Below are 18,278 nucleotides of genomic sequence, written 5' to 3' on the forward strand. Positions count from 1 at the left end.
TAATAAGTAATATCGCTGTAATTAACTCTACAGCGTTTAACTCTTATGTTTGTTATTAAAAAAATGATTGGTGGTTTACTTATGCCACTGCCTCTATTTGGTTTATTTGCGTGCCTGATGCTCCTACTGGCATTTAAAGGCCGCAAATCAGCTCTCTTCTTATCTACTTTAAGCTTAATTCTATTACTTGCATTGAGCACACCCTTTATCGCCAATTTAATTATCCAAAATAATGAACCTGCGTCGCTTGCGTTTAATACTCTAAAGCATCCAAAAATAGACAAAATAGTTGTACTAGGTTGCGATATAAACCCAAATTCGGCTTTAAGTTCAAATAATCAATTAGGTAATTGTGCGCTAACGCGCTTAGTCGAAGGTGTAAAACTAGCGAAACACTACCCTAATGCAGAGCTTATCGTTTCAGGCGGGGGTTATAAAAATACCACTAATAGCGGGCTTATGTATCAAACGGCAATTAGTTTAGGCGTTAATAAGAGCCGTATTTTCCAAAATCCAAAAGCAATGGGTACAGGTGAAGAAGCTAAATTACTGGCATCAAAATTAGTCGACTTTAAAGTTGCACTAGTAACATCTGTACTGCATATGCCACGCGCAAAAGACTTATTTAATGCTCAAGGTATTGAAGTCATAACCGCAGCCACTGATTATCATAATTTTGCTGCACTGCCGTGGAGCAAACAGTTTATTCCCAATGCTCATGCCTTAGTTGTGGTTACGCAATACAGTCACGAAGTAGTAGGAAATATATGGATAAGTTTGCGCCGCTGGATAGATCCAGAGGCGCTGTAACTTATAGCCCTAACCTGAACTCTGGACAATAAAATCTATTTCAACCAAAGTTCAGGTTAGCTAATAGATAGCCTAATTAAACTGGGTTATCTATGTCTATAAATGTCACATCAAAACCATGCTCTTGAGCAAGTAACTCACCTAGTGCTTTTACGCCATAGCGCTCTGTTGCATGATGCCCAGCTGCAAAAAAATCAATGTTTTGCTCACGAGAACTATGAATTGTCTGCTCCGATGCTTCACCCGTTAAATAAGCATCAATGCCTTGATCTGCTGCTAAGTCAATATATCCTTGCCCACCACCAGTACACAGTGCAATGGTTTCTATTTTAGCTGAACGTACTAAGCTTGTGAGCGGGGTTCGATTAAGCACCTTTGCAATTTTATCTGCAAAATCTTCACCACTTAATGGTGTTTTTAAACGCCCTTTCATTGCTACGCTATTTGGAGTTGGCTCTAGCCCTGTTTCAATTTCAATATCTAATAACTTTGCAAGTTGTGCGTTATTGCCAACTGCTGGGTGAATATCGAGTGGTAAGTGATAGCCGAATAAATTAATATCGTTTGCTAGTAGCGCGCCTATGCGACGCTTTTTCATACCCGTTATTGGTTGAGACTCCCCTTTCCAAAAAAAACCATGATGAACCAAAATAGCATCTGCTTGTTGCTCAATGGCAGCTTCTATTAAGGCTTGACTTGCGGTTACACCCGTCACAATTTTTTTAATTTCGTTTTTACCTTCGACCTGTAAGCCATTTGGGCAAAAATCTTTTATTAAATGAGGTTTCAAAATGTCATTTAGGAGTTGGTTAAATTCTCTACGTTGCATACAACTTACCTTACTTAGCACTGAATTTTGTGCAAATTTTGGCGTTTATAGGCCTAAAATGGAAGGAAAATCGCAAAAAATTGAAAAACTGTTTTAAAATAGGTATAAATACCTCTTCTTTATCTGTGTTCACAACGTATAGGGTCTCTGATGAGCAAACTAGACAAAACAGAAGTGTTATCTGCCTTTGAAGCAGCGTACGAAACTGCCAATGGTAAAAAACCTGAAATCACAACCAAACCTGGTTGGTACAGCATTGATGGCGGTAAAAATTTACGCCTAGCTGACGTAGCAGAGCTTACTAAAAAATTAAACTCTGGTAAAACAACTAAAACGAAAAAACCAAAAGCAGCTGCTCCTGTTAAAGCACAGAAAAAAGCGCCATTCACTGTTGTTACCGAAAATGAAGAAGGTTACACAGCGGAAGAACTTTGGATTGTAATTTTAGCTCGTAAAGATCATGACTGTCGCTTACCGCGCGGTGTTGTTTAATCAACATTTATGATTTTTAAAAGAAACCGCGTTAAGCGGTTTTTTTATATCCGTTATTTGCCAAAAACATAAAGCTTTATAAGTTGTGTAAGGCTAAAAAAAGCGGCTATGTAGCCGCTTTAAAAAGTTTAAAATAAATTACAGTTCTTCAAAATAAAGTGGTTCGCGTTCTTTTTTACCCACTTCATTCATTGTCTCTGCATTGAATAGTCGACCATTGATCATGGTGTAATCTACTTTATCCGAATCTCGAATATTTTTAAGCGGATCGCCATCTATAACCATTAAATCAGCCAGTTTGCCCACTTCAAGCGAGCCTACGTTTTTATCAAGTCCTAAATACTTAGCCGGATCGAGTGTTGATGCACGTATTGCCTCAAGCGGTGTCATTCCGCCTTGTGCAAACATCCACATCTCCCAGTGTGCACCTAAGCCTTCACGCTGACCGTGAGCACCTAAGTTAACTAATACACCTAGGTCTTGCAGCTCGGCAGCAACGCGTGCGTTATTAAAGTGATTATAGTGATGATCGGGCGCTTTAATGCGGCGCATAGAGCGTGGTAATAATTGATTTTTTGGAACAAATTTACTTAAACGTGGATGATTCCACACATCAGTTTTATCATACCAGTAATTTTCACCCCAAATGCCACCATAAGCCACTACAAGTGTTGGTGTGTAACCTACATCACTTTGCGACCATAACTGCTTTATATCGTCATATATGTTCTCTACAGGGATTGAATGCTCAATACCTGTGTGTCCATCTACAATCATACTTAAGTTATGTTGTAATAATGAGCCACCTTCAGGGACAACCATCATTTCAAGTTCACGGCCTGCTTCAATAACTTGTTGGCGCTGCTCTCGACGTGGCTGGTTATACGATTTAACACTAAACGCCCCTACTTTTTTAAGGCGCTCTAAATGAAATTTAGCATCGTCTAACGAGTCAATATGCGACGTATAACCTGGCATATTTGCGCCATATAAAATAGTACCCGTTGAGAAAATACGCGGGCCAACAATCATGCCTGCCTTTTGCATTTCGCTTGCGGTAAATATTTCTGAGGTATCGTTTGATGGATCGTGAATTGTAGTTACACCCAGCGCTAAACCTGCAAAGTTTTTCCAGTTTTGCTCAGGTATAATTTCACCGCTTGCTTGCGAGCCATGTGCATGAGCATCAACAATACCAGGCATAATAGTTTTACCTGTTACATCAATAACCTCAGCACCTTTAGGGATGCTTATATCGCTTGCTGTACCAATTGCTTTAATATGCTTGCCATCAGTGATAATAACACCATTTTCAATAACCTTTTCGCCGTCCATAGTTATAATTTTTGCACCAGTGAGCGCAATCATGCCTTTAGGCTCTGCCATTTTTTTACTGAAACCGATATTATCGCCACTTTTCACTTTAAAGTCGGCATCTTCGGCTTTGTTAATGGCAAACATCCCCTCAAGGCTTGCATGATAAAGCTCAGGCCCTAATGTCCAATAAAGTTTGTTGCTCTTAGCACTCCAACTAATGTTTTCACCAGCACGTACCGATAACTGCTCTATTGGAAATTGACTATCTTTAGGCCCAATATTAATTGTTTTACCACTTTGAACAAACGGCGTTACAAATACTTTAAATCGCTCAGCAAAAGCGAGGTATTGCCCATCTGGTGATACTCTAAATTCTGTCGCATGTTCTGACTCGTACAGTTTACGAACTTTTTTACTTTCAAGCTCAACTACGCTAAGCGTTGGTTTTGGCCAAGGACTCATTATAAAAACGCGATCGTTTGCATCTCCAAATTGTGGTTGATAACCACTTTTTGAAATAAGCTCACTTTTACCGCCTTTTGCGCTTACGCTATAAACCCCCGGATTAAGTGACCACTTAGGGTTTAAAATACTGCCGCCAGTGGCTTTTCGATAAACAACCGTCTTTCCATCTGGGCTAAAAGTTGGCTCTACATACTTGCCTGGCTGCGTTGTAATGGTATCGCCACGGCCACTGCGCGCAGACACAACCCTTACAGACCCTTGTTTGTTATCATCCCATGTGGTGTAAACTATTTTTTTACCATCGCGAGAGTACTGTGGAAATAATTCGTAATGATCAGTTTGCTTTGTTAAACGCTTAATTTTACCTGACTCTAAATCGCGTTTATAAATATGCCCAAGCGCTTCAAAAATTGCCGTTTCGCCATCTGGGCTTACTTGTACATTACGTAGCATTTTTACATCAAACTCATCAGTATCTAAGTTTTGTGTAAAGCGCACCGCTTTTTGAATTTTTTTACTTGTTTGCACTTTAAAAGGAATGGTTTTAACAGATTTGTCTGCAACATCTAGCTTGTGAATTGTACCACCAGCCCAAAACACCAGTTCTTCGTTATCTGGTGTCCATGCAATGGTTGGGTATACACCATGAATAGCCCATGTTTCTTGCATATCTCGCTCAAGCTTATCGTAAAGCTTAGTGTGCTCACCGCTGGTTAAGTCATATAAATAAAGACTAGTTTGAAAGTCATCACGCTTTATATAAGCAAGCTTTTTACCATCAGGTGACGGTGTAGGCCTAATGGCACCGCCCATCGTATCGATTATGGTTTCAATTTCACCCGTTTCACGGTCGTAGCGCTTAATTTTATAAATGCCCGCTACAGAATCCTTTGAATAATGAAAGGTTTTACCGGGTGTTGCATCATGCGAAAAGTATACATAACGACCATCCGGTGAAAACATTGGCTCACCTAAATCTTTTTGATCGTTCTCGCGTTTTGTAAGCTGTACGCCCTTGCCACCCGCTTTGTGATACAACCACACTTCACCTGCTCCCAATGAGCGGCTAGCTGTAAAGTGTTTACGCGCAACTAAGTAGTCGCCATCAGGACTCCATGCAGGGCTATTTAGTAATCTAAAGGTTTCATCGGTAACAGCGTGTTGGTTTTCGCCATTTAAGTCCATTATCCAAATGTTATCGCCACCACCTTGGTCGGAGGTAAACGCAATACTTTTGCCGTTAGGACTAAAGCGTGGTTGCATTTGCCATGCAATATCAGAGGTGAGCTTTGTAGCTGTACCACCACTCATTGGCATAGTGTAAATATCGCCAAGTAAGTCAAACACCACGGTTTTACCATCAGGGCTAATATCTATATTCATCCATGTGCCCTGCTCAACGCTAATTGCAGCGTCAACAAATTGCCCCTTAGGTGAATCTACTTGCCATTTTTGTTCGTCTTTTTCAGCGGCATTTACCTGCCCTATCGCTAATGACACCGACACCGCCAATACTGTATGAAGCATTTTTTTCATGCGTTTCTCGCTTGTTATTGTTGCAGTAAAAACTATTTCACATGATTGCAACAAAAACAAACACAACTTGCCAGCGTTATATGATAAAGCGCGGTTTATGTAGGTTTAATGCCAAACAATAGGGTCAAATTGATAGTAATTAACGAGCATACTATAAATTTCAGGATCGTACCGGCGAAGCTCTGCGGGTTTTTCGAGGAAGGTTTCGGTGAGTACAGCAAAAAACTCAGCTTCGTTAGTCGCACCATAGCTGTGAATAACATGCGGCATGCTATAAGCAACATGACTTTTTAACTGGGTGAAAGCACGGCTAAATACTCGGCCCCACTCTTTGTAATCTGCTGAGCTTTTTAAAATGGGCGTACCCGTTGTTTTACCTGTTTCTTGATCAAGTTGATGCGCAAACTCATGAAAAACTAAATTATGTCCATCACTTGGCAAGCGGTTACCTTCAAGCACGTCATGCCAACTGAGTACAAGTGTGCCGCCAGGCCATGACTCGCCTAGTCTTACCGTATTGTGGTAACTCACAAGTCCTGCACTATCGCGAGTTGATTGCGGAGCATAATAAGCACTTGGGTATAATAAAATTTCTTTTACATTTCTATATAACGGCCACGGTTTATTAAGCACTAATACACACGCATCGGCGGCTACAATTAACTTCATTGCAGACGTTAGCCTTAAGCCATCACAACCGACAAAGCGTTTTTCGTTTAAAAACCACGTAATATGTCGCTCTAACTTTTCTCTGTCAGCGTCGGTCATTTTTTTATAGATGGGCATGCAACGCAGTAAAATATCTTTTTGCTGTGAATTTAAAGCAAAGTCTTTATATTTACTGCGCCATAATCGGTTTTGAATTGATGGCCAACGCCAGAAAATCACCACAAAAAGAATTAAAACAACAATTAACAGTCCATTTATCATGGGGATTTCCTGAGCTAAGGTATGGTATATAAATATGTCCAGCACACGTGCTTTTCAAGCATATAAGGTTATGCATTTGAATATAAAGTAATTCACATCGCATTGCTTATAGATTACTTAACCTGAACTTTGGTTAAGAGATTTACTAATGTATTGGATCATGGTGATATTTAAATTTATTTTCTCTAGCCAGAGATTTTTAGTGAAAACAAGGCGAATTTACGCGTCAATAGCGGGCCTATTGCAAGTAAATTCAACGCAGTTAGCGCTAAAAATAGCTGCTTGAGATAGATTTATTATCCAGAGTTCAGGTTAATTACTGCTTGCACTGCCGTTAAATGACGTGTTTAAGGTTAACCTTTGCAAAAGGAGTCAAATGTACCCTGCAATGTGTTTATAAATTTCGCTACGTGCAAACCATCCATTAATGAGTGGTGTACATCGATAGCTAAAGGTATTGTACCTGTGTGTTTATCAAACTGACCAAATACAAATTTAGGAATGCCTAAACTCTCCCCTTCACTAAATGCATGCGAAAACGCACTAAAATTCAGCCACGGCAAAACAGATATATGAATTAAGTCGGCCTGCCCTTCTGTTTGAGCAAATGCATCAGAAAATAACGGCTGTAATTTCGCTTTTTTGCTTACGTCACTTGCATGATTTGCAAACTCTTTAAAATCGCTTGCGCTGTTAAAATAACTAAAAACAAACGTATCGTTTTCAGACAACTCAACCACACTTGCGCGAACACTATTAAGTAGCCATGGCTTACTATCTATTATACGTAGCATTATTGAATCGTACTCATGGCACGCTTTTAAGGTGCAATATACATACGCTTGAAAAAAAGAAAATTGATTGGTTTTGCAATAGTTGTAAAGTGCTTGAGCATCTAAACGCACACACACATTAAAATAAGGCTGAGAAAAGTGTTTAAATAATTCAAAGTGTTGCTTTCTAGGCCAATTATCTAAATCGATAGGCTGCATGAGAGAAGTTGAGGGAGTCATAATTTGCCGCACAAAATTAAAAATAAAGTGTACCGCTGTTCAGTAACAATTGCATTAACTTAGAGATAAACAAAAGGCGTGCAATTGCACACCTTTATTGCATTTTAGCTTAAATTTATAAACCGTTTTTAATGATCTCTTGCGCTAATTCGTCAGCAATTAAATGCGTTGATTTTTGCTCTTTTTCGCTACGGGCAAAGATTTCAGTTAACGTATTAAAAATACCTTCAACATGTTTATTAGACGCTGCTGCACTGTAACCTTCTGGCGCTGTTTCGTAATAAACATTAATAATACCACCGGCGTTAATTACGTAATCTGGTGCATATAAAATGCCTTTTTCACGAATAACTTCACCGTGGCGAGATTCAGCTAACTGATTGTTAGCACAACCCGCAATAATAGTCGCCTTTAAACGCGGTATCGTTAAATCGTTAATAGTTGCACCTAATGCACAAGGTGCATATACATCAACATTTAAGTCGTAAATTTCATCAATGCCAACCGCAGTTGCGCCAAACTCATTAACAACACGATCAATAGCTGCTTGGTTAATGTCAGTTACAAACAACTCAGCGCCGGCATCATGTAAATGTTTACATAAACCATAAGCAACAGCACCTAGACCTTGAACAGCCACTTTCACACCTGCAAAATTTTGATGGCCACGTTGATGCTGTAGCGCTGCTTTAATTCCTAAAAAAGTACCGTATGCTGTAAATGGCGATGGGTTACCGCTTTTACCTTCAAGACCCAGTACGTAATTAGTTTCTTTATTCATAATAGCTACATCAGCACATGTGATGTTTACATCTTCTGCTGAGTAATAGCTGCCATTTAATCGCTCTAACTGACGGCCAAATGCACGAAATAATTGCTCAGATTTAATTTCTTTCGCATTACCTATAATTACAGATTTACCGCCACCAAAGGGTAAGCGCGCAACTGCATTTTTATAAGTCATGCCCTTTGATAAACGTAGCACGTCGTAAACAGCATCTTCGTCGTTTGCATAATCCCACATTCTACATCCACCAACTGCAGGACCTAGGTTGGTATTATGTACAGCAATAATTGCTTTTAAACCCGACTCTTCATCAGAACAAAAAACCACTTGTTCATGGTTATCAAATTCAACTCGATTAAACACAGCCACTTAAAATACTCCGAAATAGTTAACCCCTGAGAGGGTATGCGCGCTGGAAATTGCCGAGACTTTATCACTTCATATACGTGTTCGCTATACTCACAGATGATAAAACCAATGAAAACATTAAGCTTAAATTAAATAACCTAATTAAAACTTTTATATAGATAAAAAATTCACAAAACCGTCATTTGTAAGTTTTAAATACTATAAATATAAGAACCTCACCAACTTACGTTTACGTGAACGTAATACAATTGTTGCATGTAAAGTTTAATATACAAGTGCTACTTGGCCGCTACGTACCGCTGCCTATAGGTTTTTATCAAAAAGTGAGCTTTTTCGCAAACTGGTCAGAGCTGTAAACTTGCTAATAACTCTATTTAAAAAACAAAAAAGCGAGCACTAGGCTCGCTTTTTAAAAATACAAAACGTACGTTATTTTAGCTTGCTATCAAGCTCTTCTATTTTAGCTTTCCAGATTGCAGGGCCTTGTGTATGCGCATTGGCGCCTTCACTGTCTACTGCAACGGTCACTGGCATATCTTCTACTTCAAATTCATAAATAGCTTCCATACCTAAATCTTCAAAAGCAACTACGCGTGCTTTTTTAATCGCTTTAGATACTAAGTAAGCTGCGCCGCCTACAGCCATTAAATAAACAGATTTATGCTCTTTAATAGACTCAACAGTTGCAGGTCCACGTTCAGCTTTACCAATCATGCCTATAATGCCTGTTTTTTCTAGCATCATATCGGTAAATTTATCCATGCGAGTAGCTGTTGTAGGGCCTGCAGGACCTACTGCTTCATCGCGTACCGCATCCACAGGGCCTACGTAATAAATAAATTTATTATCAAAGTCTACGCCTTTTGGTAAACCTTCACCTGAGTTGATCATATCTTGCAAACGTTTATGCGCTGCATCACGACCGGTTAAAATAGTGCCCGAAAGTAAAACGGTTTCGCCCATTTTCCATTCTTGAACATCTTTTTTAGTCAGTGTATTTAAATCAACACGACGTGTGCCTTCGCCCACTTCAAATGTTACTTGTGGCCAATCTTCTAGTTTAGGTGCTTTTAAATTAGCAGGGCCAGAACCGTCAAGCGTAAAATGTACATGGCGAGTTGCCGCACAATTTGGGATCATTACTACAGGTTTTGAAGCTGCATGCGTTGGTGCTGTTTTAATTTTAACATCAACAACCGTTGTTAAACCGCCTAAACCTTGTGCGCCAATACCTAATTTATTAGCACGATCAAAAATTTCTAAACGCAGTTTTTCTTCAGTTGTTTCTGCGCCGCGTTCCATTAATTCATGGATATCAACCGGATCCATTAACGACTCTTTAGCCATTACTGCTGCTTTTTCAGCCGTACCACCAATACCTATTCCTAGCATGCCTGGCGGACACCAACCAGCACCCATTGTTGGTAGTGTTTTTTCTACCCATGCAGCAACATCATCTGACGGGTTTAACATAACCATTTTACTTTTGTTTTCAGAGCCGCCGCCTTTAGCCGCAACCATTACTTCTACTTTTCCACCCGCTACTAAATCAATATGCACAACCGAAGGCGTATTATCTTTAGTATTTTTACGCGTACCAGCAGGGTCTGCAACAATAGATGCACGTAAAGGGTTATCTGGATTTAAATATGCACGACGAGTACCTTCATCAACCATTTGTTGAACGGTTAAATCTGTTTTATCCCACTTAACATCCATACCTACTTTAACAAAACAGGTAATAATACCGGTGTCTTGGCAAAGTGGACGCTTGCCTTCAGCCGACATGCGTGAGTTAATTAAAATTTGTGCAATGGCGTCTTTAGCCGCTTTACTTTGTTCTTTGTTGTAAGCTTTTTCGAGAGCTTGAACAAAATCAAGTGGGTGATAGAACGAAATATATTGCAATGCATCTTCAATGCTATCAATAAAGTCTTGCTGACAAATTGTACTCATAGTGGTTCCTTAAGTTACCGTTACGCGTTGTCGCGTAATCTAAATCAAACCGGTGACGGTGGTTTGCACTGTTTTTTACAGCTTAGTGCTGCCAAAAAATTTGACTTATGATACCCTCCCAGCCCGTTTCGAGCCAGTTCTTAAAGGGGCAGTAAATGCTAAACAATAAAAAAAATTGTATTAAATTAGGCATAACACAAAACTGCATTGACGTTTTTGCGCATTTTTCACATTTGCCTTATGCAATTCTATTAGATTCTGCAAATAGTAATCATATAAACAGCCGTTTTGATATTATTGCCATTGAGCCGCAAAGTACCCTTGAAGTAAAAAATAATAAAAGCTTTTTAAATAATATAGAAAGTAGTGATAACTGCTTTGAAATTATGAATAATGAGCTTTCGCATCTTGATAAAACAAAAGCCGATTACGATTTACCCTTTAACGGCGGCTGGCTTGGCTACTTTGGCTACGACTTAGGGCGTACAATTGAAAACATCCCCACTCGTGCTATTGAAGACATTAATCTTCCCCAAATGGCTATTGGCCTTTACTTAGATGCCCTTATTTACGACAAGCAGCAACAAAGCTGGTTTTATGTATCGCAGCCAAACACCGATCGATTAGCGCTTTATGAGCAATACTTAAATACGCACGTTAACTCCCAAGTTAATACGCAGTCCTTTGCCCTAAACAGCGACTGGCAATCAAATATGAGCGAAACGGAATACGCTGCAAAGTTTGCCCAAATTCAGGAGTATTTAAAAAGTGGCGATTGTTACCAAATTAATTTAGCGCAGCGCTTTAACGCTCAGTTTGAAGGCTCCCCTTGGGCAGCTTACATTAAACTACGTGAAGCAAATAAAGCGCCATTTTCGAGCTTTATAAATCACCCTCAAGGGGCAATTTTATCAATTTCCCCTGAGCGCTTTATATCAGTAAATAATAACGTTGTAGAAACCAAACCTATTAAAGGCACACTGCCGCGAAAAGCGGATGCGCTGGAGGATCAACGCCAAGCCCAAATACTCGCAGCATCAGCTAAAGATCGCGCTGAAAATGTCATGATTGTTGATTTACTGCGTAACGACTTAGGCAAAGTGGCAAAACCTGGCAGCGTTCACGTCCCTTCCCTTTTTGCCATTGAAAGCTTTCCGGCAGTGCATCATTTAGTAAGCACGGTAACCTCAGAACTTGATGAAGGTAAAACAGCGGTCGATCAGCTAGAAGCGGCTTTTCCGGGAGGCTCAATCACCGGTGCGCCCAAAATTAGGGCGATGGAAATAATTGAAGAACTAGAACCACATCGCCGCAGCATTTACTGTGGTTCAATTGGTTATTTAAGTGCATGTGGAAATATGGATACGAGTATCACTATTCGTACCTTGGTATGCCACAAAGCGCAAATTTACTGCTGGGCTGGTGGCGGAATAGTCGCTGATTCTAAAGTCGAATTGGAATATCAAGAAACTTACGATAAAGTAAATAAAATCCTCCCTTTATTAAAACAGTAGGTCGTTTTGAATAGTGAACACATTATGGCGCGGTTTCTGTTAAGCCCTACAGCTGCGCCAAACCAGTTAAAAGACACGCGTAAAAAACGTGCTAGCGCTGTTATGCTGCCAATTATTGATATAGACAACCATGCACATATTTTACTGTGTAAACGCCCTACTTATTTACACCATCACCCTGGGGAGATTTGTTTGCCCGGAGGTAAGTTTGAAGTAAGCGACATTACCCTTCGCGCCACAGCCCTTCGCGAACTAAAAGAAGAGCTAAATATTGCCCAAAACAACGTTAATGTATTAGGTCACTTACCTGAGTATTCAACATTAACGGGTTTTAGTATTAGCCCCTATGTGGGTTTACTTAATAAAGGCACCACCTGGGAAAATGATTATAATGAAGTACAAGCGAGCTTTTTGCTCTCGGTCACTGAGCTAAATAACGAAGCTAACTGGCAACCCTTACCTTTTCAACGATTTGGGAAAACGGTTATTTTGCAAGGTTTTAAAACACCACATGGTTTACTTTGGGGTGCGACTGCAAGCATTATAAAAAACTTTACAAAACAACTCGCCTTACCAGTTTAAATCTTCGTTATTAGTAGTTACACAATCACAATTCCACGTTATCATGCTCGACCGTTCAAAGAGCAGCTTCGTGCTGATAAAACAAAGTAGAGACACACATTATGATCAGTGCATTTGATATGTTTAGCATTGGTATTGGCCCTTCGTCATCACACACCGTTGGCCCAATGCGCGCATCACGCTTATTTGTTAATGACCTACAAGAACAACAATTATTAGCAAATGTTACCGATATTAAAGTAGAGCTTTATGGCTCTTTGGGACAAACAGGTGTTGGCCATGGATCGGGTAAAGCCGTAATTCTTGGTTTAGCCGGTTATGACCCTGAAACTATAGATGCCGATTTAGTCGACGACATTTTAGCGACCATCGAAAAAGATCAGGTTATTTATCTAAACAAAACACACAAAGCTAAGTTTCCAAAACAAGGCGCTATTGTTTTTCATCGTCGCAAAACGCTGCCTAAGCACTCTAATGCAATGGAAATTATCGCCTCAAACAACGGCGAAAAAGTTTACAGCAAAGTATATTACTCTATTGGCGGTGGCTTTATTGTTACTGACGAAGAGTTTGAAAACGAAAAACAAGCAGCCATTGATATTAGAGAAGAAAACCCAGCCCCATTCCCTTTCAGTAGCGCAAAAGAGCTACTAGAGATGTGTAAAGAGTCAGGGCTTAGTGTTTCAAGCTTAATGATGAAGAACGAAAAAACACTGCGCACTGAAGATGAAATAAAAGACACGCTGTTTCATATTTGGAAAGTAATGATGGCCTGTATTGAGCGTGGTATGCGTACCGAAGGTATCCTACCTGGCGGCTTAAAAGTAAAACGCCGTGCGCCAAGCCTATACTTAAAACTAAATATAGAGGTCAGTAACGACCCACTTCGTGCAATGGACTGGGTTGATTTATTTGCCCTTGCCGTAAACGAAGAAAATGCGGCAGGTGGCCGTGTAGTTACCGCACCAACTAATGGTGCTGCGGGTATTTTACCGGCTGTGCTTATGTACTATCACACATTTGTGAAAGAAGTAGACCGCGATATAGCCACACGTTATTTATTAACGGCTGCTGCTATTGGTATTTTATATAAAAAGAATGCCTCTATATCGGGTGCTGAAGTAGGTTGCCAAGGTGAAGTTGGCGTTGCGTGCTCTATGGCAGCAGGCGCATTAACAGAAATTGTTGGTGGCAATGTTGTGCAAGTAGAAAACGCAGCAGAAATTGGTATGGAACATAATTTAGGCCTCACGTGCGACCCTGTTGGTGGCTTAGTACAAGTACCGTGTATTGAACGTAATGCAATGGGCGCGATTAAAGCAATTAATGCCTCACGTTTAGCTATTCGTGGCAGTGGCGAGCAAAAGGTATCACTTGATAAAGTAATTAAAACCATGCTTGAAACCGGCAACGACATGAAAACCAAATACAAAGAAACCGCTCGCGGTGGATTAGCAGTTAATATTATCGAATGTTAATCAGCTCGCTATAAAAAGAAAAAGCTGCCTATTTTAAAATAGGCAGCTTTTTTATTGTTCGTTCAATGCAATCACCTTATTTAACGGGTAACTCTATATCTGCAAATAACTTATCTACGTCATCTTGGTTACGTAACAAACTTGCTCGCTCCACGCGTTCTTTAGTTAAGTGCGGTGCAAAACGTTCAATAAAATCATACATGTAAGTACGTAAAAAGCTGCCCTTTCTAAAACCAATTTTGGTCGTGCTAGCTTCAAATAAGTGGCTTGCATCAATACACACTAAATCGGTATCGCTCACTTGATCTATCGCCATTGAAGCGACAACACCAACTCCTAAACCCAGTCGTACGTATGTTTTTATAACATCAGCATCGGTTGCAGTAAATACAATGTGTGGTTCAAGCCCGTGTGCGCTAAACGCTTTATCTAACTCTGAGCGGCCCGTAAAACCAAATACATATGTAATGAGTGGATATTGGGCAATGTCAGCAACAGTTAAACTATTTGCCTTTTTAGCGAGAGGATGGTCTTTAGCAACAACAATACTGCGGTTCCAATGGTAGCAAGGCAGCATAACTAAATCTGAATACAAATGCAGTGCTTCTGTTGCAATAGCAAAGTCGGCATCACCGCGTGCTGCAGCATCCGATATTTGCTGTGGAGTACCTTGGTGCATATGAAGCGACACCGCAGGGTATTTTTTCATAAACCCTTGAATAACGTTAGGCAAAGCATAACGGGCTTGGGTATGTGTTGTGGCAATATTTAACTTACCTTGATCAGGTAGCGTATGCTCATTAGCAACGGCTTTAATACCTTCTACTTTGGAGAGTATTTCACGAGAAATATTAATTATATCTTCGCCAGCACCGGTTACATGCGTTAAATGTTTACCACTGCGACCAAAAATTTGTACACCCAACTCATCTTCTAACATGCGTACTTGTTTAGAAATTCCTGGCTGCGAGGTAAATAAACTCTCAGCAGTCGCTGAAACATTTAATTTATGATTTTGTACTTCTACGATGTATCTGAGTTGTTGTAATTTCATGGCTGCAAATTTTAACGTTATTATTCATATTATTTATAAAGGCAATACCGCTTAAAACCAAGTGTTATTTGCGTAAAATATCACTTTAGGTCTTTAGGTGTGCAATTATCTGATTAGAGCTCAAGGCTAGCATAATAAATATGCTTCAGGTAGCGATGTTTATTCAGCTTTAGTTTATAAGCCCTTAGGGTGACTACGGTTTATAAAGAGCTCAACCTATCAATTTTTTGGTGTATTTTTTAAGTTAATCGGCGCAAAGCTACCCTGTTAACGTATATTTAATGTAAGATTAAATAATTAGGTTATATATCCGAGAATTACACCATGATCGTTTCTATTATAATAGTGCTTATAGTTGCATTGATTGTGATTGCACTTTGGGTAAGTGCTGTACAACAACACAAAGAAAAACAAGAAGCGGAACGCCGCAAAGAGCTAACAAAACAAAAAGCTATAATAGAAGAAACAGAAGAAGCACTAATGAATAGTGCCAATATACCTCTTTCTGAAAATATAATCCGTGTATTGCAACGCCGTATTTACGAAGCATTAAACACGATGGTTACTAGTTCGCCAACATCCAAAGCACTCAAAAGCCGCTTAGGTGAGGCTAAAACGCACCTCACCAATGCAGTTCTAGACAACAGCAGTGAAGCCCTAACGTTACCCAATAATGACAAACAGCTTGTTGGCCTAATTCAAGGTATTAAAAAATTACGCTCAATTTTACGCTCTGAACATAATAAAGGTCGTATTGATAGCCAAGTTTTTGTTTTAGAAGATAAACGTCTTGAAAAACTACAACTACGTATTAATATCGAAAGCCAAATAAAACGTGGCTTATCTGCCCGCTCAGCAAGTATGGTTGGCTCTGCAAGGCAGTATTTTGAAAAAGCACAGGCAACGCTCAATGCAGTTACATACACCGATGAATATGTAACAACAAAACGCCAAGAAGTTGAAGGTTACTTAGAAGCAATTAGTGTTGAACTTAGAGCTTCTAATGCAAGCGCACTTAAAAAGAAAACAGAAGAAGAGCAAGACGACTTAGATATATTGTTTGCTCCTAAAAAGAAATGGTAGCGTTTTTATACTAAAAATAAGTATTAAAAAAGCCTGCACAAATTTTAATTTGTGCAGGCTTTTTTGTGTTTTTTGTTAGCTATTAAGACAAAAATGCAAACTTGAAAACAAACAAGGCTGTTAATATCCAAACACTAATACTGACTTGATCTTGCTTACCACACAAGACTTTAACCGCCGTATAAGATATAAAACCAAGTGCAATACCGTGCGCAATCGAAAACGTTAATGGTGTCATTAGTAATACCACAGTAACAGGAATTGCATCGGTCATATCATCCCAATTTACAAACTTTAAATTTTGCAGCATCAGCACAGCGACATATAAAATAGCGCCTGCCGTAGCATAAGCCGGTACCATTTGTGCAAGCGGTGCAAAAAACATCATTAGTAAAAAGCAAATACCTACAACGACAGCCGTTAAACCAGTACGTCCGCCAACAGAAACACCAGCAACCGATTCTATATACGATGTAGTCGTAGACGTGCCTAGCATCGCACCTGCAATTGTTGCTGAGCTGTCAGCACTTAGTGCTCGTCCTAAACGAGGCATGTTACCTTTTTCATCAGCTAAACCAGCTTTTTGAGTGACCGCAACTAATGTACCCGAAGTATCAAAAAGATCGACAAACAAGAATGCAAAAATAACACTCATCATTGATATATCAAAAGCGGCGGCAAAATCTAGTTGCATAAAAGTAGGCATTATTGATGGTGGCATAGCCATAACACCGTGATATTCAACTAGCCCTAAACTTAGTGCAATGCCTGTCACTAATAAAATACTAATAAGTACACCGCTTTTAAAATCGCGGTATAAAAGCGCTGCAATTACAAAAAAGCTTAATATAGCTAATAATGGGCCTGGGGAAGTAATGTCGCCCAATTGCACTAGTGTTGCTGGGCTTGAGACAATAATGCCTGCATTTTTAAGGGCAATTAAGGCTAAAAAAGCACCAATACCTGTTGCGATAGCTCGCTTGAGTACCAGAGGTATGGCATTAATAATCCATTCTCTGACTTTAAATAAACTTAAAAATAAAAATATACAACCCGACATAAAAACAGCCCCTAATGCGGCTTGCCAGGTATAACCCATTCCTAATACGACGCCATACGTAAAAAAAGCATTTAGTCCCATGCCAGGCGCTAATGCTAATGGATAATTAGCCCATAAACCCATTATAAAACAGCCTATCGCAGCTGCTATACAGGTAGCTACAAATGCAGCCCCTTGGTCCATCCCTGCCTCAGCAAGCATAGCCGGGTTTACAAATACAATGTATACCATAGTGATAAAGGTCGTTAGGCCAGCAACGCATTCGCGTTTAACTGTTGAGTTATTTTCGCTGAGTTTAAATAAGGCTTCAAACATAATAAACTTGTGATAGTAAAAAGTGGCGAGATTTTAACATAAAAATTATCTTTTACAGGACATTTTACCTTGCTATATACTAAACTGTTAAAGTAGTTAAAATAATAAATGAACCAATATGCTTAAAACAACACCTTGTGAGCAAGACTTAGAGCAACAGCTAGACAACATTTTAGGTTTTGTTACTCAACCAGAAAGCAGCCCCGCGCCCATTGATAATAAAAAAGATGAGCAAAGTACTATTAATAAAGCCCTATATTATTTAAAAAATAATCAAGCTCCATTGGCTGCAAAATGGATGCGCCTTGCTGCAATGGCAGGAAACCATAGAGCACAGTTTTATTTAGGTTTATTTTTTGTAAAAGGTGAAGGCGTGCCACAAAGTGTATTTCATGCTGTAGCGTGGTTGAGCTTAGCGAGTAGCCAAGGGTACGCACCTGCCACTGCAGCGGTTACAGATATACGCAAACATATCGAAACTAAGCGATTTAAAGATGCTCAATGTTATGCAGCAAGTTTGTACGAACAAATCCACCAACTCCAGTTTTCTCATATGATCCCTCGCACCAGTGAAAACACATAAACTAACTAAGGTATAAGTACTGTATACAGTGTTGAAAAATACTGTATATAGTTACAAAGATACTCCTACACAGTATAAAACCCACAAACGAAAACATGACTCAAA

The 18,278-nt window shown here is 39.6% G+C and carries 15 protein-coding genes; 7 read left to right on the plus strand and 8 right to left on the minus strand.

Annotated elements, in window-relative coordinates:
* The first annotated feature begins 45 nt into the window (after nt 1–45).
* Complete coding sequence (locus FFU37_RS09050) at nt 46–810, plus strand: YdcF family protein (protein ID WP_138489328.1); 765 nt, start codon at nt 46–48, stop codon at nt 808–810.
* Nucleotides 811–886: 76 nt separating this feature from the next.
* On the opposite strand, the gene FFU37_RS09055 is transcribed toward FFU37_RS09050, so the two are convergent.
* Nucleotides 887–1,639, minus strand: coding sequence for a Nif3-like dinuclear metal center hexameric protein (locus FFU37_RS09055; RefSeq protein WP_002961686.1), 753 nt, complete (start codon nt 1,637–1,639; stop codon nt 887–889).
* A 150-nt stretch (nt 1,640–1,789) separates the two neighbouring features.
* Between FFU37_RS09055 and FFU37_RS09060 the strand changes: the two genes are divergently transcribed.
* Nucleotides 1,790–2,131 carry a hypothetical protein gene (locus FFU37_RS09060; protein ID WP_002961684.1) on the plus strand — a complete coding sequence of 114 codons (342 nt, stop codon included), beginning with the start codon at nt 1,790–1,792 and terminating at the stop codon, nt 2,129–2,131.
* 138 nt (nt 2,132–2,269) lie between these two features.
* Here FFU37_RS09060 and FFU37_RS09065 read toward each other — a convergent pair whose 3' ends face one another.
* From FFU37_RS09065 to FFU37_RS09085, 5 genes are all read right to left on the minus strand, one after another.
* The gene (locus FFU37_RS09065; RefSeq protein WP_138489329.1) at nt 2,270–5,449 is read right to left on the minus strand and encodes an amidohydrolase family protein; all 3,180 of its coding nucleotides are present in this window, start codon (nt 5,447–5,449) and stop codon (nt 2,270–2,272) included.
* A 105-nt stretch (nt 5,450–5,554) separates the two neighbouring features.
* Nucleotides 5,555–6,379, minus strand: coding sequence for a M90 family metallopeptidase (locus FFU37_RS09070; protein ID WP_002961680.1), 825 nt, complete (start codon nt 6,377–6,379; stop codon nt 5,555–5,557).
* Nucleotides 6,380–6,732: 353 nt separating this feature from the next.
* Nucleotides 6,733–7,371, minus strand: coding sequence for a chloramphenicol acetyltransferase (locus FFU37_RS09075; protein WP_138490025.1), 639 nt, complete (start codon nt 7,369–7,371; stop codon nt 6,733–6,735).
* A gap of 136 nt (nt 7,372–7,507) precedes the next feature.
* Nucleotides 7,508–8,548, minus strand: coding sequence for a Leu/Phe/Val dehydrogenase (locus tag FFU37_RS09080; RefSeq protein WP_138489330.1), 1,041 nt, complete (start codon nt 8,546–8,548; stop codon nt 7,508–7,510).
* Nucleotides 8,549–8,977: 429 nt separating this feature from the next.
* Nucleotides 8,978–10,504: a fumarate hydratase gene (locus FFU37_RS09085; protein WP_138489331.1), complete on the minus strand. Its 1,527-nt coding sequence runs from the start codon at nt 10,502–10,504 to the stop codon at nt 8,978–8,980.
* Between the two features lie 155 nt (nt 10,505–10,659).
* On the opposite strand from FFU37_RS09085, the gene pabB reads away from it, so the two are divergent.
* The 3 genes from pabB (at nt 10,660) to FFU37_RS09100 (ending at nt 14,078) form a co-directional block, all read left to right on the plus strand.
* A complete protein-coding gene (gene pabB / locus FFU37_RS09090; RefSeq protein ID WP_138489332.1) occupies nt 10,660–12,018 on the plus strand; it encodes an aminodeoxychorismate synthase component I in 1,359 nt (452 codons plus the stop codon).
* A gap of 6 nt (nt 12,019–12,024) precedes the next feature.
* On the plus strand, nt 12,025–12,600 hold the full coding sequence (locus tag FFU37_RS09095; protein ID WP_033021652.1) for an NUDIX hydrolase: 576 nt from the start codon (nt 12,025–12,027) through the stop codon (nt 12,598–12,600).
* A 101-nt stretch (nt 12,601–12,701) separates the two neighbouring features.
* Entirely contained in the window at nt 12,702–14,078 is a 1,377-nt protein-coding gene (locus FFU37_RS09100) for an L-serine ammonia-lyase (RefSeq protein ID WP_138489333.1), read from the plus strand.
* Nucleotides 14,079–14,154: 76 nt separating this feature from the next.
* Here the strand turns inward: FFU37_RS09100 and cysB are convergent, their stop codons facing one another.
* Entirely contained in the window at nt 14,155–15,132 is a 978-nt protein-coding gene (gene cysB, locus FFU37_RS09105) for an HTH-type transcriptional regulator CysB (protein ID WP_002961670.1), read from the minus strand.
* 324 nt (nt 15,133–15,456) lie between these two features.
* Between cysB and FFU37_RS09110 the strand changes: the two genes are divergently transcribed.
* A complete protein-coding gene (locus FFU37_RS09110) occupies nt 15,457–16,215 on the plus strand; it encodes a hypothetical protein (protein ID WP_024606544.1) in 759 nt (252 codons plus the stop codon).
* Between the two features lie 82 nt (nt 16,216–16,297).
* Here the strand turns inward: FFU37_RS09110 and FFU37_RS09115 are convergent, their stop codons facing one another.
* Nucleotides 16,298–17,590: an NCS2 family permease gene (locus FFU37_RS09115; RefSeq protein WP_010555089.1), complete on the minus strand. Its 1,293-nt coding sequence runs from the start codon at nt 17,588–17,590 to the stop codon at nt 16,298–16,300.
* Between the two features lie 118 nt (nt 17,591–17,708).
* Here FFU37_RS09115 and FFU37_RS09120 point away from each other — a divergent pair, with 118 nt between their 5' ends.
* Nucleotides 17,709–18,173: a tetratricopeptide repeat protein gene (locus FFU37_RS09120; RefSeq protein WP_002961427.1), complete on the plus strand. Its 465-nt coding sequence runs from the start codon at nt 17,709–17,711 to the stop codon at nt 18,171–18,173.
* Nucleotides 18,174–18,278: the final 105 nt, after the last annotated feature.

This window comes from Pseudoalteromonas distincta, assembly GCF_005877035.1.
In the GTDB taxonomy this organism is placed as follows: Bacteria; Pseudomonadota; Gammaproteobacteria; order Enterobacterales; family Alteromonadaceae; genus Pseudoalteromonas; species Pseudoalteromonas distincta.